Here is a 25,733-nt window from a genome sequence, read left to right on the forward strand (position 1 = left end):
CTAGTATCCCTTCCTTATAAGTTATTTGCTATTATGTAGATAGTATAATCTGTTTATGTGTAAGAATCATCAGATAAACTTGCTCAATAAATATCAAAATTTTGCTGTGGGGGTTAGAATGAAAATAAATGAACTTGGAGTTTTGCCTAGCTCCGAATTTTATGCACATACACCTAATGAATTTTCTAGAAAACATTTATTTACGCTTCATTTCGCAGGCCGTTATGACTGTAATGTAGATTACATCATTGAAAGAACCTTCCATGACTATTATTTACTTCTTAAAGTAACTCACGGACAGCTTCGATTAGAGCTTGGCCAACAAATTTTTACTATAAATGCCAATGAATTACTCCTTTTTGATTGTCGTATTCCTCACAAATATTATGCAACGAAACCTATTTCTTTTGAATTTATTCATTTTAAGGGAAATGCCAGTAAAGAATTTTACGATATGATTATCCAATTATATGGCCCGGTTATATCAGTGTTAAATGACATGGAGGTTATAAAAGCAATAGAAAACATTTTATCCATGCTAGAGCATAATAAAATAAGTGATTTTAAAGCTTCCTACGAAATCCATAAAATACTAAGTCTTTTAATAGAGGGAAATCATACAGTATCTTCAGCATCAGACTTAAAAGACGTTATTATATTTATTGATGAAAATAGTGAAAAGCCCTTAAATATTAATGATTTAGCTAAAATAGCATCACTTAGTGTCTATCACTTTTCTAGAAAATTTAAGAAATTTACTGGTTTGTCACCACATGAATATGTCATTCTCAAAAGATTAACACATGCCAAATCCTTACTAAAAAACACGAACTTCTCGATAAATAAAATATCCGACATAATTGGATTTAGTTCACCGTCACATTTTATTGCTTCCTTTAAAAAACATACAAATATGACTCCTAAAGAATTTAAGAATTTCCGTTTTTAGAGGATTAGTGGGCCTGACCCAATCAATTGTGTACACAGAGTAGTATTATAAAGTGGTAGATAAAGCAGGCAATAAAAGGGAAGTAAAGAGAAAAATTACAGTGAAATAAGTTCGAGAGGCAGCATAATCTTATGCTGCCTCTTTTGGTATGTCTAGTATGGAACAAAAAAGGAAACATAATTTATTTAGGATTTTACAACTTCCCCCTCCAACGCCTTCACACATAACCATGTGCGGTACATCTGCTTTTCTAACAAATAAAGGGATTCTTCTAGCAAGAGTTCTTGGCCATTTTTAAAGATGATTTTTGCAGAATAGGTAGAAGTAGGGTGTTTTTGGATGGATTCTACTTGATGGAAGAAAATCCAGTGGCAGTTTATGTGATTGGGAGAATGGGTTGGGAAGGCATAGATGTTTTTTTGTGGATAGAGGGGGATAGGAATTTTCTTTTTTATCCCGGTTAAATAGATAAGCGATTTTCTTCTGCCGTTATAGTCAGAGCCGCCTTTTAGTGCTGCTTGTTGGATTAGTTGCAGTGGGGTTTGTTTAATGAATAGTTTTTGATCTCCTTCTAATACAATGGTGCTGTATTTGTGATGGAAAGAGGGTTTAAGTGCAAGGGTTTGGTCATTGATTTCATAATTGGGTAAAATGGTTGGCATAAATAGTGGACACTCCTTTTGGGGAATTTAAGATAAATGAGAGGAAGTATGGTGGAAAGAATAGTGGAGCAAACGTAATATGGCACTAAGTTTGAGAATATATAAATGTTTAGTACATATAGATGAAGACGTTAAACATGGATGCTATTCATTTATATCTCTATCCATTTGTATTTTGAATTGTTCTAAGGAAGAAGGAATTTGGATACCAAGTACGGCACAAATTTTATAATAGCTATGAACTTTTGGTTCTGCTTTGCCGTTTTCAATTCTGCCAATATGTGTGGTGCTTAAGCCAGCTTTTTCAGCAAGTTCTTCTTGGGTAATTCCTTTTAGTTGTCTTGTGAGTTTAATATTAGCAGCCAATAGTTTGTAAAAGTTTTTCTTCTCCATTTAGTAGCAATCCTTTTTGCTACTATTATCTAATCGTATATAAGATGCAACCATAACCTATAGGTGAGATATTGTTAATATATGTAAAATGCATGGAGTTTTTTTATTAGATATTTCAATTTTTCTATTAGTAGATTTGGAATAATAGTTTTGACTAAGGGGTCAGACCCTTTATAAGGACAAAATGAGGAATTTTTCTTTTTTAGAAGGACATTAGTAGTAATTGAAGTCGGTCTTCCTATTTGTTGTAACTGCTAAACTAAAAAGGTTCTTACGCTTATTCGGTGTTTCTTCACCAAGAGTGCGTAAAGAACCTTTTTCACTTTAACGGTTACAGTTTAAATATCTAAGGTGTTTTCTTCTTTCCTTTGCATTTTTCTGCTATCTTTCAGCAAAACGGAAAAATACAATATTAGTGTAATCGAAGTGAATAATGATACTAATCTTGTTAATTGAATATATAACGATTCGATTATTCCTGCATCTAGGAGAAATAAAAAAATATAGACGCAGGCATATAGCGACGCAAAAAAAACATTTAGAAAACAAATGACTTTATATGAACTTTTCTGTTCTTTTTTTAAAAAAATCAACATAAGTACAGCGATAGCTATTGCACCTAGCAGATGAAATAGGTCTGAGAGAAGAAAAATCCCCGCAATAAGAGCATCACTTCCAACTTGAAGATCAATTAGGGCATAATTAAATGCATCTAACATCTTTCCTAACAATCTTAATGTAAAGCCTGCCAAGATCAAGAGCATAAGCTTCTTTAATCCAAAATGGATCCCTTGTTTATAAAGAAATCGAATAAATAGAAAGAGAAGGAAGGCTCCGACAATATTCAAAATATCTGAGACGACAAAAACAGAGTAGGACTCGAATGGTTTTGTTAAGGAATCATTTACAAAATAAAACAACATCACTACTAGCCATAAAAGACCTCCAATTAATCCGAGTCGGGCAGGATTCTTTAAGGATTTGTCTGTGATACTGGTTAAAACAGAAACATTTTTTGCAAGATTGATGCTGCCAGAACCCATTACATCATTACTCTTCGCCATTATTGTTTCCCCCTTTGATGTTTGAAGAGCATTTATGACATGAGAAAGTATAGAATAAATACCCTATACAATTATATTTGCAATCAGGGAAAAAATAACTTGGATGATAAGTAAGTAAAAAATATTATCTTATTCAACAATCAGGTGCTTTAATGTCAACGCTATGGATTATGGTATAGGGCATGTGAGAAACAGAAAAGTAAAAGTAAAACAAATGAAGCTAGAGAAAAAAATGGGGTAATGTAGCATTTGTTATAAATTCTCTATATGCATTATTTTTCTTCCAACAAACGACAAATAGTGATATACTCTCTAGGAAAATATTACTCTGTATTTACAAAAATTACATAATGTAGTGCCAAAAGTACGAATAGGTTTCTTAAAGGTTTAGGAATTTTTATGGAAGTCATGCAAAAGAAATGAAAAAGAAAGAGAACTCAGAAGATCGAATTTATCACTATTTAACGGGCTTTTGGCCCCACCTAAGGGAGTATGAGAGAAAATGAGAAATCTAGGTGGAGAGAAAATTGCCCTTAAAAGTTTGATTAAAGTTTTACTTTATAACAAATAGTCTTTTAAGAAATTAATTTTTTTGACAAATGAAATTATTAAAGGTGAATTATTCCTTATTCGGTTTGAATCAGGGAATTAATTAGTCCAGTAGGGAGAGAGCAAAGTTGTTGTGGGTAGTTCTTGGTATTGTAATATTTATTATTGGAACGATTATAACTAGACATATAGGTGGTGGTGTTCTAGCTTTAGTAGCTTTTATACTTTGGAGATTAGGAATGCTAGGGATTGTCATTTCATGGATAATTAGAATAACAAAAACAGCATATAATTATCTAAGAGCCATTATTGAGGTTTTAAAAGATGAATTTTTTGCTAAAAGCGAAGAGGGCTTAATACTATTTAATACAAAAATTGATTTGATTTTAAGTTTCGTTCTTTTGTGAATATATGTTTAAAAACAAGAGGGCAGATGCTCTAAACTGGTACCTGTAGCTAGGACACTTGAAAAAGAGTGTTTCATCTACAGGTATTTTTTATATACTTGAATTTCAAGATGTGAAGAATAGAGGAAAACATGAGCAAGATAATATTTTCAACTAAACAGAGAAAAATATTTTAAAAGAATCCAAATGTACAGTGTGTTAGCGAGGGGGCTATTATATATAAAAGCTAAATATCCAATTACTATGTTAACAAACTTTACAAGTTCATTGATATAGACTTTATTTATGAATATATTATTCGTAGAACTGGTCGTACCAGTTTTTGAAATCAATAATAGATCCTCTATTAACTCTATAAATAGAGAAATAGAAAATGCAATTCACTAGGATGCCTACAGTTTAATCAAATATCTGTAAAAATTTTAGGAAAGGGGCCAACTATATGACCGATTTTGTAAAGCAAACAACGGGTGTTTTTCCTTCTGTTTGTTCACTTGACTGCCCGGACCAATGTGGTTTACTTCTTCATAAGGAAAATGGAAGGATTGTAAAGGTGGAGGGAGATCCGAATCATCCAGTTACAAAGGGGAATATCTGCAATAAGGTAAGGCATATGACAGAGCGGATTTATCATCGAGATCGCTTGAGGTACCCTTTAAAGCGTATAGGTGCAAAGGGAGAGGGGAAATTTACGCGAATTAGTTGGGAAGAGGCTGTGGATACGATTGCTTCAAGGTGGAAAAAACAAATAAAAGAATATGGTTCGGAAAGTATTCTTCCATACAGCTTTTATGGCAATATGGGCAGATTGAATGCGGAAGGAATGGATCGTAGGTTTTTTCATCGTCTAGGTGCTTCAAAGCTTGATCGTACCATTTGCGCATCGGCTGGTTCAATTGGCTATAAGTATACGATGGGAGATAGTTTAGGGATAGACCCTGAGGATACTATTCATTCCAAATTAATTATTTTTTGGGGCATTAATGCGGTAAGCACAAATATGCATCAAGTCGCATTAGCTCAACAAGCTCGGAAGCAAAATGGAGCGAAAATTATTGTTATCGATGTTCATAAAAACCAAACGGGACGTTTTGCAGATTGGTTTATTCCTATTAAGCCAGGAACCGATAGTGCCCTAGCCTTAGGCATCATAAATATTTTGTTTGCTGAAGATATGATTGACCACGATTTTCTAGATACGTATACAATTGGAAAAGATGAATTGAGGCAGCATGTATTACAATATGATGCCCAGTCTGTTGCGGAAATAACGGGTGTGCCGGTTAATGATATATATAAGCTTGCGAGGATGTATGGAAAAGCGAGTCCATCTTTTATACGAATCGGGAATGGGCCGCAGCATCATGATAATGGTGGAATGTTCGTTCGTACCATTTCCTGTCTTCCTGCTTTAACGGGACAATGGCTTCTAAAAGGCGGGGGAGCCATTAAAGGCAATTCAGGCTATTTGGCTAGTGATACAGACTATTTGCAACGAGCAGATTTGTTAAAAAATAAATCTACTCGAATCATTAATATGAACCTGTTAGGTGAGGCTCTTCATGATGTAACGCAGCCAGTAAAATCCCTTTTTGTTTACTCCTGCAATCCGGCAGTGGTTGCCCCTAATGCCAATAAAGTAAGAGAAGGACTTAAACGTGAGGACTTGTTTCTTGTTGTACATGACTTATTTTTAACGGAAACAGCTAAGTTTGCTGATATTGTATTGCCGGCAACATCGTCCTATGAAAATATGGATTTTTACACTTCCTATTGGCATCAGTATATTCAACTTCAGCAGTCGATTATTGAACCTTATAATGAATCGAAATCGAATGTCGATGTTTTCCGATTATTAGCAAATGTAATGGGATTTAAAGAAGAATTGTTTCAAGAAAGTGAAGCAGAAATGGCAGCACATTCATTTAAGCATCCTAATAATGTTTATTTAGAGCATTTCACATTTGAAGAATTAGTAGAGCATCATTATTTAAAAGCGAAGATAAAGCCATTATTTCCAGGACATCTTCCAACACCTAGCGGGAAAATAGAGCTTTATTCTGAAAAAATGCAAGAGGATGGCTTTCCGGCACTGCCTACTTATGTCCCGCTAAAAGATGATAGCGGTTTGCCGTTTCTATATGTACCGGCTCCGAATCATAATTATTTAAATTCGACATTTTCTAATATAGAAAAACATCAGAAGATGGAAAAAGAGGCCAAATTATATATGAATCATCAAGATGCTTTATATTTAGGCATTAAAGCTGGAGAAATGGTGAGAATTTGGAATAAGCAAGGAGAATGTGTGCTAAAAGCAGAGATTGGCGAAAGTGTGCTTCCAGGTGTGGTTGTATCTCAAGGCATATGGGCAGATCAAGAAGGGAAAAAACAATTGATCAACGCACTTACTCCAGATCGATTATCGGACATGGGAGGAGGGGCTACCTTCTTTTCGGGACGAGTAGCTGTGCAAAGATGGCAAAGAAGTGAAAGTCTGAACAAGGAGTGAAATTTTTATACTGGTTTTACTTAGTAGGCATGATTCTTGGATTCATGCTTTTTCATTAAGTTTAAACATTATATATTTAATATTTTAAATATAAAGAAAATTGTGTGTTATTAAATCTTACATGTTCGTTGATACAATTTGTTTTTTTAACTATAGTTAAATTGTAGAACTGGTACTACCACTTAAATAAAAGAAAATAAATGGAAGTAGGGGATAAAATCATAAGGATTAATGTTGCGAAAGAAAGGAAAATCAGCTGGTGTTTTTCTTTCTGGCAGATGCAGAAATTTTAATCGAAAAAAATGATCACGTATTTATTCTTCTGATGTAATGATGGAGGAAAGAAGAGGTGGTTAAACGCATGTTGGACTTGTTATTTACTGTACTTAAAGAAGGTATAAATGTTTGTAATAGTAGGATTGCACATAAAGTGGCAGCTACATCATGGACTTCAAAATATATAGAGGATTAATGAAATTACCTAATAATTTTTCTGAAACTTTAGAATAGTTAGATTAAAAGGAGGGATAGAGTGAATTTTTATAATTATATAAACGGTGAATGGATGGCTCCTTCTACAAATGAATTTGTCGCTAATTTGAGTCCTCATGATCAATCCGAGTTGGATGCCTTTCCGGATAGTGCTGAAATCGATATGGAAATGGCAGCAAATGCGGCCAAAAATGCTTTTGTCTCATGGAGTCGATTATCTTATCAGCAACGGGGAGATTATTTATTAAAAGCTTCCTTTATACTACAGCAGAAACTAGATGAAGTAGCGATTGATTTGACGAAAGAAGAAGGGAAGACATTAGCTGAAGCAAAAGGTGAGATCAATCGTGCGATTTCAACCTTACAATATTATGCTGCAGAGGCCAATCAGCCGATTGGGGATGTGATATCTTCTAGAAATCCTAAAATGATTATTTTTACCAAAAGAGTTCCTATTGGACCAGTTGGATTAATTACACCTTGGAATTTTCCGATTGCGATTCCCGCATGGAAAATGGCGCCAGCACTTGTTTACGGAAATACGGTGGTCATTAAGCCTGCTGAAAGTGTTCCGAAATCAACGTATCATCTTGTCGAATGTTTGCATGAGGCAGGGATTCCCGCAGGTGTGGTCAATTGTGTATTTGGATTAGGGTCTGTACTAGGAAATGCTATGATTGAAAATCCTTCTATTAAAGCAATCTCTTTTACTGGATCGAATGCAGTGGGAAATGCTATTCGAGAAAAAGCTTCCTTATTGGGAAAACCGGTTCAATTAGAATTAGGAGGAAAAAATCCATTAGTAGTCCTTAAGGATGCAGATATCGATTTAGCGGTTGAAAGTACGATAAATGATGCGTTCTTATCGACGGGGCAAAAATGTACAGCAACAAGCAGAGTGATTGTTGAGTCTGAGATATATGAATTATTTAGAGAAAAACTTATGGAGAGAACCAATGAACTAATAATTGGTGATCCGATGGATGAAGAAACTTTTTTAGGTCCATCCGTTTCAGAAAAACAACAGAAGTCTGTGCTCTCCATGATTGAACAGGGGAAGAAAGAAGCAAAGCTATTAACAGGTGGTACAGCGGTTGCAACTGTTGAACTAAACAAAGGTCATTATGTAATTCCGACTATCTTTGAATTGGAATCTCAACAGGTGGAGATTGCAAGGAAAGAGGTTTTTGGACCGGTTGTTTCTTTGATGAAAGTGAATAGCTTTGAAGAAGCGCTAGAGGTTGCCAATGATACGGATTATGGGTTGAGTGCAGGGATTTTTACTAGGGATATGAGTTTATCTCAGCGATTTATCGACGAAATAGAAGCTGGTATGGTTCACATTAATTCAGGTACTGTTGCGACTGAATTACAAGCCCCATTTGGAGGGATAAAAAGTTCCAGTTTTGGGCCTAGAGAACAAGGCAAAGCAGCTATTGAATTTTATACAAAAATAAAAACAGTTTATTATAATTCCAACTAATTAGATGTTTTTACTTGATTTTATAAAATAACTGGTACTACCGGTTCATTTCATGTTGAAAAAGAAGGGGATGATCAATTGATCCTTGTAACGCTTCCAGATTTGCCAGCCGATTATCAAGCATCTCTATTGGATCGATATGGAGATATTTATTTTTTGGTCGATTTTTTAAACGGACATATTCCATTGGAAAAAATCGAGATTCTCATCACGTATGGTTTTGATCTTGATGAATGTACGTTAAATAAATTGCCTTCTTTAAAATGGGTTCAAGTTTTCCAAACAGGAGTTGAACATATACAACTGAATGAACTTGAAAATCGGGACATTTTATTGACAAATGTTCGTGGCATTTATGGGAACTCGATCTCGGAATATGTGATGAGTTTTATTCTTTATTTTATGCGAGACATGGAACGTTTTATAGAAAATCAAAGATTACAAATCTATAACCGAAGTATTTTGCCTGATGAAGTATATGGAAAAACGATCGTTATTTTAGGAGCAGGTGCGATTGGAAGAGAAATTGCAAAAAAGGCTAAGCTTTTTCAAATGAAGGTGATTGGAGTAAATACAACCGGTTCTCCTGTTGAAGGCTTTGATGAAATGTATACATTTGATGATAGGAATCAAGTAATGGGAAAAGGTGATTTTGTTGTGGCTTTATTTCCTGTTACAGATAAAACGTATCATTGCATCACAAAGGAACAATTTCAGTTAATGAAAAAATCAGCCTATTTCATCAATGTAGGACGTGCCGATTTAATAGTAGAAGAAGATCTTATACAGGCATTGCAGCAAGAAATGATAAAAGGTGCTGTTTTAGATGTTTTTAATGAAGAACCGCTGCCAAAAAGCAGCCCATTATGGGAAGTGGATACTCTGTATTTGACTCCCCATATCTCTGGAAAAACAAAGCTCTTTTATCAACGATGCATCGATATTTTTGATGAGAATTATCGTGCCTTTAAGGCGGGAGATCAATTAGCATTCAACTTTAATTATCAAAAAGGCTACTAAGTTTTTCTTAAATGCTTAACTATTAATCTAAAAATGATAGGGAGAGATGATCATGAACGCAAATCATTATTCGGAATTAGTTGAATTAGATAAAAAACACTTTGTCCATCCTACTTCGTCTATTAAACAACAACAAGAATTTGGGCCAGCTTATATTTTTACAGAAGCTAAGGGAGTTATGGTAAAAGATATCGAAGGGAAGGAATATATTGAAGGAATGTCCTCTCTTTGGAATGTCAATATTGGCTATGGCAGAGAAGAGCTAGGGGAAGCCGCAATGGAACAGATAAAAACAATGTCGTTCAGCAATGCTTTTTATACATTTAGCCATGAGCCTGGCATTCGTCTAGCAGAAAAATTAGCTAGTATATCGCCAGGAGATTTAAACCATATCTTTTTCACTTCAGGGGGCTCGGAATCCAATGATACTGCCTTTAAACTGGCCCGCCATTATTGGATATTAAAAGGGGAACCAAACAGAAAAAAAATTATTGCACGTAAGCAGGCCTATCATGGGGTTGCTACAGGTTCTACTAGTGCAACTGGAATCAAACAATTTCATACGATGACGAATTCATTGGCACCTGATTTTGTTCATACAGAGGCTTTATCTGTCGACGCATTAAGAGATACCATTGAAGCAGAAGGGCCAAGCACTATTGCTGCATTTATTGCAGAACCTGTTATGGGAGCTGGAGGGTTATTTTATCCGCCTGAAGACTATTTTGCAGGTATCCGCAATGTTTGTGATGAATACGGAATTTTATTTATTACAGATGAAGTGATTACTGGTTTTGGGAGAACAGGCTCTTTATTTTGTATGGACCATTATGGGGTTGTACCTGATATGATGACATTTGCTAAAGGCGTAACAAGCGGATATTTCCCATTAGGGGGAGTGATGATGAGTGAAAAGGTTTTTTCCGTTTTAAAGGATAAATCTGACGGACCTCTATTCCATGGTTTCACGTATAGTGGACATCCAGTTGGCTGTGCAGTAGCGTTGAAAAACCTTGAAATCATTGAAAAAGAGCAACTTGTTCAAAATGCAAAAGAGCGTGGCGAAGAGCTATTAGCAGGTTTTAAACAAATAGAAGAGGAATTTGAACATATAGCAGATATTCGTGGTAAAGGTTTATTAGCTGCTTTTGATTTATTTATGGATCGAGACCAAAAAACGAGATTCCCAGAAAAAATGGCACCAAAAATAATGGATGAAGCAATGAAAAGAGGTCTAATTTGTCGGAACATTACGTATGGGGAAAGTGACACCGTAGTATTTTCTCCGCCTTTAGTCATTTCTTCCGAAGAAATAAGTCGATTACTTATGATTTTAAGAGAATCTATTCAAGTGGTATTAAATAAAATCGTTGTAGGCTAATGACTTTTGGGAGAACCAGCGTTTTGCCTATCAGGTTCTCCTTTTTCTCCGGCATTAACGGGCAGTAAAGCCCCCGCTGGTTGAAGTTTCACTTTATCTAAGATGTTGTTAAATAATCTGACTAAAATAAAGAATGAAAAAAAACTATGTAATCCTTTCTGACAAATTCATTGAGTAAACTACTGATTAAAAATATGATAGTTTATATCAACTGGTAATACCGGTTATGTAGGAGGTTTACTGAAGTGTATGGCAAAATTACTTTATGTCGATATTGTATCAGCTATTGAAAGTGAAATTGTCAATGGCAAGTTAACAGAAGGATCAAAACTTTTATCAGAAAGAGAGCTAGCCCTGCAGTTCCATGTAAGTAGAAATGTGGTAAGAGAAGCCATAAAAGTACTGCGTGAAAAAGGTTTTGTCGATATTCAGGTAGGAAGAGGAGTATTTGTCAAAAAGCCTGAGCCAAAACTTGTTTCGGAATCTTTGGAAAGAGTGTTGGATACATCGATAACAGGGATGGAAGAAATTCTGGAAGTGAGAGAGGTTTTAGAACTAGCCATCATAAAAAGAGTTGCAAGGCAAGCGACTGAGGAGGATATTTCCGAGCTGAAAAATATTTTTCAAGAAATGGAATCCAAAAAGTTTCATGTTAATGAATTTGTTGAATTAGATGCCAAGTTTCATTTGCAGTTAGCAAAAGCAACAAAAAATAATGTATTTAATATCCTGTCTACTTCTTTTTCTGAATTATCAAATAAATCTATTCAATTAACGATTTACAATCCTATGAGTGTCAATATTGCTCAAGAGCAGCATTGGCAACTGATAGAGGCTATTGAAAAGCGAGATGAAATTTTAGGGGAAAAAGTGATGAGATCTCATATTGATGATGCACGCAAGGATATACAAATCTTAAAGAAGCATATGGAAGAACAACAGGAAGATGGAAGAAAAAATTCTATAAATTATGATAGGTGAAGGGAGTCTATTAATGAAAATAAGGATCTCGAAACTCTTTTTGTTAGCTTTGTTGTCTATATTTATGCTTTCTGCATGTTCCGAGGAAAGTTCAAGTGAATCAGCCAATTCAACAAAAGAAAAGGCTGATGATAAGACTTTAGATGTTGCTATAGATGCAACTCCGCCTAGTTTAGATCCTCACGTTAGTACAGCTGTAGCCACTGGACAAATTGCTACAGCTATTTTTGAAACCTTAGTCTCCTATGATGAAAATTATGAGGTTCAGCCATCATTAGCCAAAAGTATTGAAGTGAGCGAAGATGGGAAAACTTATACGTTTCCTCTAAGGGATGTAACCTTCCATAATGGAGATACATTGACATCAGCCGATGTTAAAGCTTCGTTAGAAAGATGGGGAAGAATCTCCCTGTTTGGCAGAGCCACCATGAAGGGTGTCACAGTGGAAGCGCCAGATGAAAAAACAGTTGTTCTTACATTAGAAAAGCCATCTACTACTTTATTAGATGATTTAGCTTATCCAACTGGTCAAGCTGCTTATATTCTACCAAAATCTATACTAGATGAGGCAGGAGACGATGTTGTGAAAGAATTGGTGGGGACCGGACCTTATAAGTTTGTGGAATGGGCTCAAGATCAATATATTCATGTAGAAAAATACGAAGATTACCAAAATCCAGCTGGTGAAGGCAGTGGATTAGCCGGAGCAAAAACATTAGCATATGACGATATTTTTTATCATATTGTGGTGGATGCTTCCACTCGATTGAATGGGCTATTGTCGGGAGAATATGATTATGCCAAATCATTAACAACTGATAAATATGATGAATTAAAAAATAATAAAGACATCACAACGACTACGATTGAGCCTGGCATGTATCCTGGATTAATATTTGATACTACTGAAGGTTTCTTCTCTGATCCAGTTGCGCGTCAAGCTTTATCAGCTGCATTAAATTTTGATGAAATCATGTTTGGAGCTGCCGGACATAAAGATTTCTATCGCCTTGATCCAGGCTTAATGATGAAGGAACAGAAAAAATGGTACACAGATGCAGGAAGTGATCTATACAACAAACAGGATACAGAACGCGCGAAAAAATTGTTTAAGGAAGCGGGTTATAATGGTGAAACTATTACTATTATGACAACGCAAGATTATCCATTTATGTACAATACTGCGATTGTTATTCAAGATCAGTTAGCAAAAGTTGGGGTGAAAGTGAAATTAGATGTATTTGACTGGCCTACTTTGTTAGCAAACCGTGCAGATAGAAGCAAGTGGGATGCTTTCACTTCCTCGTTTCCATTTGTTGGGCAACCTGGACAAACCTTATTCCTATACTCAGCAAATAAACATTCATCCGGCTATGCAAGCCCTGAAATGGATGGATATTTAGATGAAGTAAGATATGCATCCACACAAGAAGAAGCTTTTGCTGCTTGGGAAAAAGCTCAAGCTTTATATTGGGAAGACATTCCGGTTATTAAATTTGGTGATCTAAACTATCTAGACGGAAGCAGAAATGGGTTAACTGTTGATAACTTATTTGGAATAGAGATTTTCTGGAACGTGGATAAAAAGTAATGAATAGGATGAGTGAATCTTTGAATCTATCATTCTTAGATTCACTTCCTTTCAAGATATAGGAGGATTTGCATGGTAGGTTATATTATCCGAAGAATTTTGGCTGCTGTTCCTTTGCTATTTATTATTTCTGTTATTGTATTTAGTATTATCCACTTAACTCCAGGAGATCCTGCCTTATACATATTAGGACCAGATGCTCCTGAAGAAGATCTTAATCGATTAAGAGAACAATTGGGATTAAATTTACCTATTATTCAGCAATTTATTCATTGGTTTTTTGATTTGTTAAGAGGAGATTTAGGAACTTCCATTTATGAAAATGTACCTGTTACGGAAGCCATTATGAATCGAATTCAACCAACTTTTTCCTTAATGGTGTTATCTATTATCATTGCGCTCCTAATCGCGCTTCCTTTAGGTATTCTATCCGCTGTGAAACAAGGAACTGCAGTGGACACAGCTATTATGGGAATTGGCTTAATCGGAATTTCTACACCAACTTTTTTAATTGGGCTGTTTTTAATGATGATTTTTGGAGCTCAATTAGGATGGCTGCCTGCTGCAGGATATCAACCCATCAGTGAAGGTTTTATAGGGCATATAAGGTATTTAATAATGCCTGCTTTTACGTTAGGATTGCTTCAATCTGCTTTAATCATGAGAATGACGAGAGCTTCTATGCTAGATGTATTAAATGCTAATTTCATTAAGGCTGCGAAATCAAGAGGAGTGAATCCTCTGGCAATTATCATCAAGCATGGATTTCGTAATGCGTTTCTTCCTATATTAACGGTAATTGGAATGTCAGTGGTCACTTTATTTGGCGGGGCTGTTATAACAGAGGCCATTTTTAACATTCCAGGCATCGGACAAATGACCGTGAACTCCGTATTAAGAAGAGATTATTCATTAATACAAGGAACTATTCTGTTTGTAGGTGTTGTTTATATACTCATTAATATTTTGATCGATGTTCTATATACCATTATTGATCCACGAATTGAATTCAAAAGTGAAAATAAATTTTCAGTAAAAAGAAGGTGGAAAAATGCAAACGCTAGTAAATGAGGAAAAAAGTTCGACGGTTAATAGAGAAAGCATGGATGTGTATCTTCAAGAAATAAAACGTAAGCATAAAAGACAACATAGAAGAACACAAGTGAAAAAGTTACTATCGAATAAATTAATCGTTATTGGCAGTATGATGCTCCTGCTGGTTCTATTGCTGATAATTTTCACTCCAATCCTAGTAAAATATGATCCCACTTCTACTAATGTGACGAATCGCATGCAGGCGCCAAGTGCTGAATTTTATTTTGGAACCGATAACCTGGGGAGAGATGTATTTAGTCGAGTATTATATGGAGCTAGGGTTTCTCTGTTAGTAGGGGCAATCGTTACATTAATTAGTGGAGTAATCGGCGCTTTAATCGGATTAGTATCTGCTTATTACAAGTGGCTCGATAATATATTTATGCGCATTATGGATGGAATCATGGCTATTCCGGAAATTTTATTAGCGATTGCATTAGTGGCAGCATTTGGTCCAAGCACCAAAAACATTATTATCGCCTTAAGTTTTATCTTCATTCCAACAATCGCTAGAACAGTCAGATCTGCAGCTTTGGCGGTTAAAGAACAACCTTTTATTGAATCTTTAAAAGCCTCTGGAGCAAAATCAGGAAGAATTATTTTTAATCATATATTACCCAACTGTATGTCGCCTCTGCTCGTACAAGTCACTTTTGTGTTTGCTTATTCGATTATTGTGGAAGCTTCCTTAAGTTTTTTAGGCGTTGGTACTCCTCCTCCTACACCCACATGGGGAGCCATCTTGCAAGAGGGTTCAGCAGTTATTAGTGTAGCATGGTGGATGACATTATTCCCAGGTTTAGCGATTATGATTACGGTTATCGGATTAAATTTGCTTGGTGATGGAATTCGTGACTTTTTAGACCCGCATTCCAATTGATGAATAGGATACGGAGGTAGGATAAATGAATCATGTGGAGGTTTTAACCAAACATTCAGTAGACAATAAGATCCTCGAAGTAAGAGATTTAAAAGTAGCATTTAAAACTTCCAATGGATACTTGCAAGCGATAAATAGTGTTTCATTTTCCTTGGAAAAAGGAGAGATCTTAGGAGTTGTAGGAGAGTCAGGGTGTGGTAAAAGTGTGACGGCTACCTCAATTTTAGGTTTATTTGATCGAAAAAAATCAAGAGTGGAAGGAAAAATACAATATAAGGAACATAATTTGCTGCGTTTCAGTGAAAAACAATATCGAAAAATACGAGGAAATGTTATTTCAATGGTTCATCAAAATCCGATGACTTCCTTAGACCCCTTATATACAATAGGCAGTCAAATGATAGAGACTATTTTGCTGCACCAGGATGTTTCTAAGCAAGAGGCACAAATGCTTGCTCTCGATTTATTAAAAAAAGTAGGAATTCCTTCTGCTGAACAAAAAATAAATGCTTATCCTCACCAGTTATCAGGTGGCATGAAGCAACGGGCCATGATTGCTATTGCCTTAGCTTGTAAACCGGATATATTAATTGCGGATGAACCGACAACCGCATTAGATGTAACCATTCAAGCTCAAATACTCGATTTGTTGCTAGACCTTCAAAAGGAATATGGAATGAGTATTATTTTTATTACCCATGACTTGGGAGTGGTGGCTGAGTTTTGTACAAAGGTGATGGTCATGTATTTAGGGCAAGTAGTAGAGAGTGCAGATGTAAAGACGATTTTTACATCGCCGCAACATCCTTACACAAAAGGTTTACTCAAGTCTATTCCTACTATAGAAGGAGAACGAAAAGAAAAATTATTTACCATTACAGGGACGGTGCCTCCATTAAGTGATATACCAAAAGGATGCAGATTTTCGAATCGCTGTCCACATGCCAAAGATCGATGTAATCAAGAAATGCCGGAATTAGTGGAGTTAAGTCAAAGTAATCATTCTGTTCGTTGCTGGTTCTATGAAGAAATAAATCATGAACGGTAAAAAAGAATTTTCATTATTAGGGGTGATAATCTATGAACATGGTGAAAGAAACAAAAGACAAAGTCCTGGATATAAAGAATTTAGACATTCATTTTAAAACAAAAGGAAATAAGGTTTTTAAGGCCGTAAGCAATGTCTCGTTTTATGTGAATGAAGGAGAAACCTATGGATTAGTAGGAGAGTCCGGTTCAGGGAAAAGTACTACGGTTAGAGCTATTCTTAATTTAGTAGATATTACAAATGGAAGTATTTCTTATAAGGATCAAGATATTTCTAAACTGGGAAATAAACAGTTTTGGCCACTGCGAAAAGAATTACAGATGATTTTCCAAGACCCTATTTCTTCACTAGATCCCAAAAAAAGCATTGGAGAAACCTTAGAGGAAGTTTTAAAGATTCATAAATTGTATTCCCCAAAAGAAAGAACTTATCAGGCAATGAAAATTCTTAAAGAAGTCGGTTTGCAAACAGAACATTATTATAAATTTCCTCACCAAATATCTGGAGGTCAGGCTCAACGGGTTTGTATCGCTCGTGCTTTAATTATTAATCCTACGATTCTCGTATGTGATGAGCCTGTATCGGCATTAGATGTTTCCGTTCAAGCACAAATTATTAATTTGCTGTTAGATTTAAAGGAAGAATTTAATTTAACGCAAATTTTTATCGCTCATGATTTAGGGGTTGTTCGTCATATTTCAGATCGAATCGGTACGATGTATTTAGGGAATATTGTCGAAGAAGCTCCAACTGACTTATTATTTGAAAACCCTCTCCATCCCTATACAAAATTATTATTGTCATCCATTCCGAAACCAGACCCATTTGTTGAAAGAGAAAGAATTGAATTAGAAGGGGAATCTACATCTGTCAATCATGAAGCAAAAGGGTGTAAATATGCTGCTAAGTGCCCTTTCACAAAAGATATTTGTAAATCAGCAGTACCTGAGTTAAAGGAGATTGAAGCCCATCATTTTGTAGCTTGTCATCTCTACTGAAATATCAGAATAGACTGAATTTTAAGTAGGTGCATATTGAATATATAACAGTATTAGATGGATGAGAGGACCATTGTCATCGTAGTGAGCATGGAAAAGTTTTAAAGCCTGATTTAGTTATTTTACATGAAGGATATTAAGAGTACGATAACATTTTTTAATGCTGATATCGTTTTTTAATGAAGTACGATTAATTTATAGAAAGAGGTTATAGGATGAAAGCAGATCTATTTTTTACAAACGGTGAAGTTGTTACAGTAGATTCAAAGTTTACCATTTCTGATTCCGCGGTCATTGTAGGCAATAGAATTATGGCAACAGGCTCTTACGATGAATTAAAAGGCTGGATAGGTGAAGATACGGACATCATTGATTTAGAGGGGAAAAGTCTGCTCCCAGGAATTATTGATTCTCATTTGCATATTGGCATTCACGGTCTATTAAAAATGGCTCATGATGTAAAAAAATACAAGAGTATTAAAGAACTAGTCTCTGATTTTCAAGAAAAAGCGAAAAATATGCCTGAAGGAGGTTGGCTGCGTGGCTGGAACTTTAATGATCATACGGTAGAGGAGCTGCGTTTACCGACTAAAGAAGATTTAGATCAAATTTCTACAAAACATCCTATTTATATTCAGCGTGTTTGTGGACATATTGTTAGTGCCAACAGTTATGCCCTAAAAATGGCAGGCATTACAAAAGATACCGTGCCGCCAGATGGGGGAGACATTACTATTGAAAATGGAGAACTAAATGGTGTTCTAAAAGAAACGGCTAGCAATTTGGTTACAGATATGGATCAATATTCAGACGAAGAATATATGGAAGGATTAAAAAAGGCTGCAAAAGATTATTTAAGTGTAGGGATTACAAGTGTCCATGATTTGGGTGGACGAGATAATCACATGATGCTTCTGCAAAAGGCAGCAAGAGATCCAGAATTTCATACGCGCATATATGCAACAGTTGTGAAGCTGTTTGAAAATACACCTAACGCCATTAACACGATGTTGCGTGCAGGGATACTATCTGGCCTTGGAGATGAAAAGTTTAAGATTGGGCCTAGTAAATTATTTCTTGATGGAACGATTGGCGGACGAACAGCTTTTATGACAGAAGGGTATATGGAGGAGGAAGATAATAAAGGCATCTCTTATTTAGATCAAAAAACCCTTAATGCAATTATGGAAAAAGCTCATATAGCGGGAAATCAACTAACAGCACATGCCATTGGCAATGGTGCGCTAAAACAAATGATTCATTGTATCGACTATGTGACAAGTTTAGATGGAAGAGAGGATCATCGTCATCGAATAGAGCATGCTCCATTACCAGATGAGGAAGATATGAAAAAAATAAAGGAATTAGGTATTGTAATCAACTTGAATCCGGCATTTCTATATGAACATGGTGAAGACTATAAGGCGAATATTGGGGAAGTAAGAGTTCATAAAATGATGCCAGTCAAAACCTTGTTGGAAAAAGGCATTATGGTTTGTGCTTCTTCCGATAGCCCTTATTTTCACCACTATAATCCTTTCCTAGGTATGTATGAATTAGTCAACCGAAAAACGAAAAAAGGAATGTTCATTGGTTTTGATGAAAAAATTTCAATAGAAGATGCTATTAAAATTTTTACTTATAACAATGCTTATGCAAGCTTTGAAGAAGGCATAAAAGGAAGTATTGAAGCAGGGAAACTAGCTGATTTAGTTGTTTTAGACCGTTCCATCTTAAGTTGTCCATCAGAATCTATTAAAGATATTAAAGTAGAAATGACGATTTTTGATGGAAAGATTGTTTATGAAAATAAGGCAGCAGAAATTAATGGGGGAGTAAGAGGGTGAAAAAAGCAGATGTGGTTTTTATTAATGGAGAAGTCATAACCGTGGATCAGCATTTCTCTATTACAGAGGCAGTAGCAATACTTGATCATAAAATTATGGCTGTCGGAAAAAATGAAGAAATAAAAAAGTATATTGGTGGGGAAACAAAGATAATTGATTTAGAAGGCAAGAGTTTATTGCCAGGCTTTATTGATGCACATTTACATATGGCTGAAACTGGGCTTACCAAATTGGCTTTTGATGTAAGAGCTGTTGAGAGTATGGAAGATATGATAGCTCTGCTTAAACAACAGACCAAGGATATTCCAAAAGGACAATGGATAAGAGGGTGGGGGTTTAATGATAATCGAATAAAGGAAGGGAGAATGCCTACAAGATGGGAACTGGATGAAATTTCAACCAAACATCCTATTTATATTCAGAGATCATGTAATCATATCCTTTCGGCAAATTCCTATGCGCTCCAATTAGCAGAGATTCACAATCAATCAGAACCACTAGAAGATGGGGAGATTGAGAAAGAAAATGGAATCGTTAATGGTGTATTAAAAGAATCAGCTAGAATGAAAGTTTTAGACCTTGATCAATATAGTGAAAGAGAGTATTTAGAAGCAATCCAAATTGCATCGAAAGAATTTATAGCTGCTGGAATCACAAGTGTTCATGATCTAGGGTCAAAGTTCCCAAAGCATATGATAATGATGCAAAAGGCAATGCGAGATCCTGATATTAAAATAAGAATATATGGAACGGTTGTTTCTTTTGATAATACAACAGATGCTATTGGCCAAACATTAGAGGCTGGAATTCTTTCAGGAGCTGGGAATGACAGATTTCGAATCGGTCCAAGCAAGTTGTTCTTAGATGGAAGTTTGACGGGGCGCACCGCTGCGATGAAAGATGGCTATATTGGCGATAAGAATAATAAAGGGATTGTCTATTTAAGCCAAGAAAAACTCCATTCTATTATGGAAAATCCTCATCTTGCAGGCTGCCAAATTGCTGCCCATGCAATCGGAGATACAGCTGTTGAAATGATGGTCGATTGTATTGAACATGTCACAAGCCTTGATAACCGAAAAAATCATCGGCACCGCATAGAACATGCCTCTGTTACTTCAAAGGAATTATTAAAAAGAATAAAAGATTTAGAGATAGTAGTCATCCCAAATCCGGCCTTCCTTTATCCATTTGGCGAGGAGTATGTCAATAATATTGGTGAACGAGCGCAGTCTATGTTCCCTATTCGTTCTTTTCTAGATTATGGAATTATGGTTGCAGCAGGATCAGATAGTCCGGTTACTGAATATAACCCTATTATTGGGATCTATGAACTGGTCAATCGAAGAACAAAAAATGGATTATTGATCGGACCTGAAGAAAGAATAACGATAGAAGAGGCTATTAAAATATTTACTTATAATGGGGCTTATGCCAGTTTTGAAGAACAGACAAAGGGAAGCATTGAACCTGGGAAACTAGCCGATTTAGTCGTAATTGATCAATCTATCCTCCGTTGTCCATCGGAAGATATCTTACATGTAAAAGTGGAAATGACTGTTTTTAATGGCGAAATTGTATATGTTAGAGAACCTAATTCATTCGTTTCAACAAGTATGAGTGAAAATGTTTAAAAGAATCGATGAAATTCTCATTTTAGGAGGGATTATATGATTTTGGTCGAGGATTTCTATCAAACTGTTAGTCAATGGACAAAAAAATTAGTTGAAATTCCTAGTATAAATGGAACAGTAGGGGAAGTAACCGTTATGGACGAAGTAGAAAGGCTGTTAAGGACTTTCCCTTATTTTGAGAAACACCCTGACCGTGTTTGGTACAAAGAGATTCCAGGAGATCCTTTAGGAAGAAAAAGCGTTTTTGGACTGGTGATAGGTGAAAAAGGCTATTCAACTAAAACCGTGTTATTACATGGTCATTTAGATACAGTGGCAATAGATGATTTTGGAGAATTAAAGAATTATGCCACAGATCCAGAAGGTTTGATGGAGAAAATGAAGGAACTAGATTTAGATGAAGAAGTTAAAATGGATTTAGATTCAGGAGATTGGTATTTTGGCAGAGGCAGTGTGGATATGAAGAGTGGTGTGGCCTCTCATTTATCCGTTCTTCAATATCTCTCCGAACATACAAGTGAATTTTCAGGAAATGTGTTATTTATGGCAAATCCGATTGAAGAAACCACACATGGTGGAATCATTGATGCCTTAGAGGAACTGGTGCGTCTTAAGAAAGAGCAGCATTTTGAGTATATAACGGCCATCAATGCTGATTTTATAGGCCCTTTATATCCTGGAGATAGGACGAAATATATTTATTTAGGTTCTGTAGGCAAGTTATTGCCTTCTTTTTATATCAGAGGGAAAGAAACGCATGTAGGCCAGCCTTTTGAAGGATTGGATCCAAATTTAATTGCGTCGGAATTAGTGAGAAGGATTAATTATAATATGTCACTGGCTGATGAGGCTGAAGGAGAAACTACTTTACCCCCTGTTACGTTAAAGTTAGAAGATTTGAAGAAAAGCTATAATGTTCAAACTCCTTTTTCATCATTTGTCTATTTTAATTACTTTGTTCATAAGATTACGCCTAGTGAAGTCATCTCTCAATTATTAGAAATAGCCCTCGATGCCTTCAAAGATGTTATTGCTGATCTTAACCGTCAATATACTAAGTATTGTGAGGTACTGAATAGAGAAACCGAATCACTTCCTTGGAAACCGAGAGTAATCACGTATGAAGAATTATATACAAAAGTGATGAAAGATTCTGGAGAGATGGTTAATGAGCGCTTGCAAGAGGTTCTTGATAAAAATAAAAGGGAGGATTTAAGGATTGTAAGCAGAATGCTGGTTGATGAACTGTTAAAAATGGATGCTGATCATACTCCTGTTATTGTGTTATTCTTTAGTGCTCCCTATGTACCGCATAACTATGCCAAAGATATGAAAGAACATGATCAAAAATGGCTAAAGCAGTTAGATTCATTAGCACAAGAGATAGGCGAAAAAAATAATGAAACATTCCAGATTAAAAAGTTTTTTCCATCATTGACCGATAGCAGTTACTTATCAATGGATGATAGTGATAAAGATATAGAAACTATCAAATCCAACTTTCCTGGTATGGACGTATTATATCCTGTTCCTGTAAAGACGATAAAGAGCTTGGATATTCCAGCTATAAACTTAGGAGTCTGGGGAAAAGACGCTCACAAGTGGACAGAAAGGGTTTATAAACCATTTTCATTCCAAATATTACCTGAATTAATAACGAAGTTTACATTAAGTTTATTAGATTAAATTTTATCACGCATGAACGGGCTTTTGACCCCCACTGATTGAAGTTTCACTTTATGATAAAAATATATGCTTAATGTGTGTGAAACTCCATGTTGATGAACCTTCATTCAACATGGAGTTTTTATCATGCATGAACGGGCTTTCTACTTCGCCTAAGATGATAAGAGAAACTTCCGTATATATTTCTTCTTGTGATAAAACAGAATGCTATTTGTCCTTGTTAATTTATTGGGACGCAGAATTATTAAGATTGTAAAATTTCTGTTTAATTTTTCCTAATAATAAAATAATTGACTAAGCCTATGCTACTCTATAGATAACTTTTTAGGTGAAAAGGGGCTGGAGAGATTGACGAGAATCGTAGTAGCAGGAGCAGGTTATGTTGGTTTAGTCACAGGCGTTTGTTTGGCAGAAGTTGGGCATAAGGTTACTTGTGTTGATTTTGTAGAGGATAAAATCGATTTGTTGAAAAAAGGGGTGTCTCCTATTTATGAGCCTGATCTTAATGAATTGATTAGGAAGAATATAAACGCAGATAAGTTGTCCTTTACGACAGATTATAAAAATGCCTATTGTGATGCGGATGTTATTTTTATTGGTGTGGGAACACCAGAAAATGAGGATGGTTCAGCCAACTTAAATTTTGTTTATACGGTTGCTCGTCAAATTGCAGAAACTATCACACGTGATTGTTTAATTGTAATTAAATCAACTGTGCCAATAGGGACAAATGATAAAGTAGAAATATTTATTAAGAACTATTTAAAACATGATGTTCATGTAGAAGTGGCTTCTAATCCAGAATTCCTTGCACAAGGAACGGCGGTTAGGGATACGCTTTCTGCTTCTCGTATCGTCATCGGAGCAGAAAGTGAACATGCTAAACAAGTTTTACAAGATATATATGCACCATTTAAGCAGCCAATACTTTCGATGAATCGCCGCAGTGCGGAAATGGTGAAGTATGCTTCGAATGACTTTTTAGCTTTAAAAATCTCCTTTATAAATGATATTGCCAATCTTTGTGAAACAGTTGGAGCGAATATTGAGGAGGTAACCACTGGAATGAGCTATGACGCGCGCATTGGCAATAAATTTTTAAACCCTGGAATTGGCTATGGCGGATCTTGTTTCCCAAAAGATACAAAAGCATTGCATTGGCTATCGGAAGAAGAGGGGTATGTGCTGCGGACAGTAAAGGCTGCAATTGAAGTAAATGAAAAACAAAAGTTTAAGTTAATGAAAAAGGCAAGAAAAGACTTTGCTTCTTTTCAAGGATTAAAGGTTGCTGTATTAGGGTTAACTTTTAAACCAGGAACCGATGATTTAAGAGAGGCGCCATCTATTCCTAATGTCCGCTTATTAGTAAACGAAGGTGCACAAGTCTATGCTTATGATCCTGTTGGAATGGAGAACTTTAAGAAGATTTATCCAACACAAGTGGTTTATGAGAGCACAGCGGAAAAGGCATTAGAAGATGCTGATTTATGTTTCATCTTTACAGAGTGGGAAGAAATTAAAACAATGGATATGAAAGTATTCAAAGATAAGATGAAAACACCGTTCGTTTATGATGGGCGCAACTGTTTTGCATTAGCAGAAGCAGAAGAAGCAGGGATTTATTATCAATCGATTGGGCGGCCAGAAGTGAAGACATTTGAAGCAAAAAAAGAAGTAATCTTATAAATTTCTTAGAAAAGAGATATTTGGGAAAATGTCTCTTTTTTTTTGCCATTATTGAAATGTTGATAAAAGGAGAGGCAGAAAATAGTGAAGTGATAATCATTGTAGGGGCTGCATTCGGATTTATCATTTATACCTGGTTTGCCGCTAGAGATGCGGAAGTTGCTGTTACGCATGCAATTGTAGAGTTTTGTCGAAATAATACGAGCGATATTTATTTATTTTTTATATATCTAATAGTAAAATAGTACCAGTGTTTTTGGATTGGATGTAAGGTATTTTCTTGAAGATGGGACGCTAAGTTACTTGACTATAGTGATAGTAACGAATAAGACAGCTGAGCTACCTAAAATAATACCTATTTTAGGAGGATACACAATGATAACGTCTCTGTCAGAAGAACTAGACAAAGAATGGCTAGAGTTGATTTTAGAGGCTCGGGATTTAGGCATTTCTATAGAAGAAGTTTTGGCATTTCTTAAAAAAAATTAGATTCCTTATAAAGGGTCTTTTTTATATTACTGAAATAAAAAGGTACTATAGATAAGTCTATCATTCTGCTATACCATTTATCAGCAGAAAATTTTCACCTCAAGAAATTCTGCCAAGGTCTATCCACATGTCAACAGCCCCTTTTCTGTATAAGAAAATGGGGCTGTTTTAGTGGAAAAAAGGCATTTTTAGATTGATTTTCATTTACGCTCCTTATTATTCGGTTTTACTTCAATTCACTTGCTATTTTCTGCAAATAATCAGGGATTTTATTTGCTCCCTGGCATGTATGACAATAGATTACTTTAACGGCTTGATTGGAGATATACTGATTTAATACATGTGTCGGTATTTCTGTAGGACAGCCACAAGAAGTACAAAACAATAAATATTTATAGTTCATAATAATCCAACCACCTTTTAAAGTATAGTTTAATAAAATATATTCTCTTTCTATTAAATTATACGTCAAAATAAGAAAAAAATGATGAAAAAATGAATTTACTAGATAAATAGAATAAAAAAAATAGATACGCTAAAGTTATTGGGTAGAAGCAGGGAAAAGCTGCTTATCTATAGGATGATTGCGCTTCCTTATAATGCTTTTATAGAAAGCTATATCCACTATATTTATTTTTCTAGCAAATAAAGGGGGAGAGTTCTTGTCTGTTTTTATTAAGGAAGTTTTTTTACTTTAGCATGCAAGGTAGAAAAGAATGGAATAATTATCAAGTTTAATTATTAGACAATTCAGATATATAGCTATTAGAATAAGAATATCTAAAAAAAGTAGTAAATCATTATTCTAATTTCCTTTATATTTTTCCTTCTTCATTCATAGCTCCTAGAAGATTCATACTTTCCAGAATCAATGTACTGTCCCTAT

The 25,733-nt window shown here is 35.3% G+C and carries 22 protein-coding genes; 18 read left to right on the forward strand and 4 right to left on the reverse strand.

Annotation, left to right across the window (positions count from 1 at the left end):
- The first annotated feature begins 118 nt into the window (after nucleotides 1-118).
- On the forward strand, nucleotides 119-949 hold the full coding sequence (locus tag CWS01_RS02005) for a helix-turn-helix transcriptional regulator (RefSeq protein WP_168714351.1): 831 nt from the start codon (nucleotides 119-121) through the stop codon (nucleotides 947-949).
- 185 nt (nucleotides 950-1,134) lie between these two features.
- Here the strand turns inward: CWS01_RS02005 and CWS01_RS02010 are convergent, their stop codons facing one another.
- The 3 genes from CWS01_RS02010 to CWS01_RS02020 all read right to left on the reverse strand — a co-directional run bounded on the left by CWS01_RS02010 (nucleotide 1,135) and on the right by CWS01_RS02020 (nucleotide 3,068).
- On the reverse strand, nucleotides 1,135-1,611 hold the full coding sequence (locus CWS01_RS02010) for a competence protein ComK (protein ID WP_101175378.1): 477 nt from the start codon (nucleotides 1,609-1,611) through the stop codon (nucleotides 1,135-1,137).
- Nucleotides 1,612-1,755: 144 nt separating this feature from the next.
- Nucleotides 1,756-2,004 carry a helix-turn-helix domain-containing protein gene (locus tag CWS01_RS02015; protein ID WP_101175379.1) on the reverse strand — a complete coding sequence of 83 codons (249 nt, stop codon included), beginning with the start codon at nucleotides 2,002-2,004 and terminating at the stop codon, nucleotides 1,756-1,758.
- Between the two features lie 338 nt (nucleotides 2,005-2,342).
- A complete protein-coding gene (locus CWS01_RS02020) occupies nucleotides 2,343-3,068 on the reverse strand; it encodes a hypothetical protein (RefSeq protein ID WP_101175380.1) in 726 nt (241 codons plus the stop codon).
- Nucleotides 3,069-3,745: 677 nt separating this feature from the next.
- Between CWS01_RS02020 and CWS01_RS02025 the strand changes: the two genes are divergently transcribed.
- From CWS01_RS02025 to CWS01_RS02105, 17 genes are all read left to right on the forward strand, one after another.
- The gene (locus tag CWS01_RS02025; protein WP_101175381.1) at nucleotides 3,746-4,024 is read left to right on the forward strand and encodes a hypothetical protein; all 279 of its coding nucleotides are present in this window, start codon (nucleotides 3,746-3,748) and stop codon (nucleotides 4,022-4,024) included.
- Between the two features lie 442 nt (nucleotides 4,025-4,466).
- Nucleotides 4,467-6,536: a molybdopterin-dependent oxidoreductase gene (locus tag CWS01_RS02030; RefSeq protein WP_101175382.1), complete on the forward strand. Its 2,070-nt coding sequence runs from the start codon at nucleotides 4,467-4,469 to the stop codon at nucleotides 6,534-6,536.
- Between the two features lie 532 nt (nucleotides 6,537-7,068).
- Complete coding sequence (locus tag CWS01_RS02035; RefSeq protein ID WP_101175383.1) at nucleotides 7,069-8,511, forward strand: aldehyde dehydrogenase family protein; 1,443 nt, start codon at nucleotides 7,069-7,071, stop codon at nucleotides 8,509-8,511.
- 78 nt (nucleotides 8,512-8,589) lie between these two features.
- Nucleotides 8,590-9,531, forward strand: a complete 942-nt coding sequence (locus CWS01_RS02040; protein ID WP_157827519.1) for a D-2-hydroxyacid dehydrogenase — start codon at nucleotides 8,590-8,592, stop codon at nucleotides 9,529-9,531.
- Nucleotides 9,532-9,577: 46 nt separating this feature from the next.
- The gene (locus tag CWS01_RS02045; protein WP_407938524.1) at nucleotides 9,578-10,912 is read left to right on the forward strand and encodes an aminotransferase family protein; all 1,335 of its coding nucleotides are present in this window, start codon (nucleotides 9,578-9,580) and stop codon (nucleotides 10,910-10,912) included.
- Between the two features lie 249 nt (nucleotides 10,913-11,161).
- Nucleotides 11,162-11,893, forward strand: a complete 732-nt coding sequence (locus tag CWS01_RS02050; protein ID WP_101175386.1) for a FadR/GntR family transcriptional regulator — start codon at nucleotides 11,162-11,164, stop codon at nucleotides 11,891-11,893.
- A 13-nt stretch (nucleotides 11,894-11,906) separates the two neighbouring features.
- Nucleotides 11,907-13,484 (forward strand): ABC transporter substrate-binding protein, encoded by a 1,578-nt coding sequence (locus tag CWS01_RS02055; RefSeq protein ID WP_157827520.1) that lies wholly within the window; start codon nucleotides 11,907-11,909, stop codon nucleotides 13,482-13,484.
- Nucleotides 13,485-13,556: 72 nt separating this feature from the next.
- Nucleotides 13,557-14,555, forward strand: coding sequence for an ABC transporter permease (locus CWS01_RS02060; RefSeq protein ID WP_101175388.1), 999 nt, complete (start codon nucleotides 13,557-13,559; stop codon nucleotides 14,553-14,555).
- Complete coding sequence (locus CWS01_RS02065) at nucleotides 14,536-15,459, forward strand: ABC transporter permease (protein WP_101175389.1); 924 nt, start codon at nucleotides 14,536-14,538, stop codon at nucleotides 15,457-15,459. The genes CWS01_RS02060 and CWS01_RS02065 overlap by 20 nt, the downstream gene beginning before the upstream one ends.
- 25 nt (nucleotides 15,460-15,484) lie before the next feature.
- Nucleotides 15,485-16,507, forward strand: a complete 1,023-nt coding sequence (locus CWS01_RS02070) for an ABC transporter ATP-binding protein (RefSeq protein WP_101175390.1) — start codon at nucleotides 15,485-15,487, stop codon at nucleotides 16,505-16,507.
- Nucleotides 16,508-16,539: 32 nt separating this feature from the next.
- The gene (locus tag CWS01_RS02075) at nucleotides 16,540-17,505 is read left to right on the forward strand and encodes an ABC transporter ATP-binding protein (protein WP_101175391.1); all 966 of its coding nucleotides are present in this window, start codon (nucleotides 16,540-16,542) and stop codon (nucleotides 17,503-17,505) included.
- A 215-nt stretch (nucleotides 17,506-17,720) separates the two neighbouring features.
- Nucleotides 17,721-19,352, forward strand: a complete 1,632-nt coding sequence (locus CWS01_RS02080; protein WP_101175392.1) for an amidohydrolase — start codon at nucleotides 17,721-17,723, stop codon at nucleotides 19,350-19,352.
- Nucleotides 19,349-20,986: an amidohydrolase gene (locus tag CWS01_RS02085; RefSeq protein ID WP_101175393.1), complete on the forward strand. Its 1,638-nt coding sequence runs from the start codon at nucleotides 19,349-19,351 to the stop codon at nucleotides 20,984-20,986. The genes CWS01_RS02080 and CWS01_RS02085 overlap by 4 nt, the downstream gene beginning before the upstream one ends.
- Before the next feature lie 36 nt (nucleotides 20,987-21,022).
- Complete coding sequence (locus CWS01_RS02090) at nucleotides 21,023-22,672, forward strand: M20/M25/M40 family metallo-hydrolase (RefSeq protein WP_101175394.1); 1,650 nt, start codon at nucleotides 21,023-21,025, stop codon at nucleotides 22,670-22,672.
- 348 nt (nucleotides 22,673-23,020) lie between these two features.
- Nucleotides 23,021-24,358 (forward strand): UDP-glucose dehydrogenase family protein, encoded by a 1,338-nt coding sequence (locus CWS01_RS02095; protein WP_101175395.1) that lies wholly within the window; start codon nucleotides 23,021-23,023, stop codon nucleotides 24,356-24,358.
- Nucleotides 24,359-24,378: 20 nt separating this feature from the next.
- Nucleotides 24,379-24,603, forward strand: a complete 225-nt coding sequence (locus CWS01_RS02100; RefSeq protein ID WP_101175396.1) for a hypothetical protein — start codon at nucleotides 24,379-24,381, stop codon at nucleotides 24,601-24,603.
- A 130-nt stretch (nucleotides 24,604-24,733) separates the two neighbouring features.
- Nucleotides 24,734-24,847, forward strand: coding sequence for an anti-repressor SinI family protein (locus CWS01_RS02105; RefSeq protein WP_101175397.1), 114 nt, complete (start codon nucleotides 24,734-24,736; stop codon nucleotides 24,845-24,847).
- 226 nt (nucleotides 24,848-25,073) lie between these two features.
- On the opposite strand, the gene CWS01_RS22205 is transcribed toward CWS01_RS02105, so the two are convergent.
- Nucleotides 25,074-25,250 carry a hypothetical protein gene (locus tag CWS01_RS22205; protein WP_157827521.1) on the reverse strand — a complete coding sequence of 59 codons (177 nt, stop codon included), beginning with the start codon at nucleotides 25,248-25,250 and terminating at the stop codon, nucleotides 25,074-25,076.
- Between the last annotated feature and the right edge of the window lie 483 nt (nucleotides 25,251-25,733).

The sequence above is a fragment of the Niallia nealsonii genome (assembly GCF_002835805.1).
GTDB classification, from domain to species: Bacteria; Bacillota; Bacilli; order Bacillales; family Cytobacillaceae; genus Niallia; species Niallia nealsonii.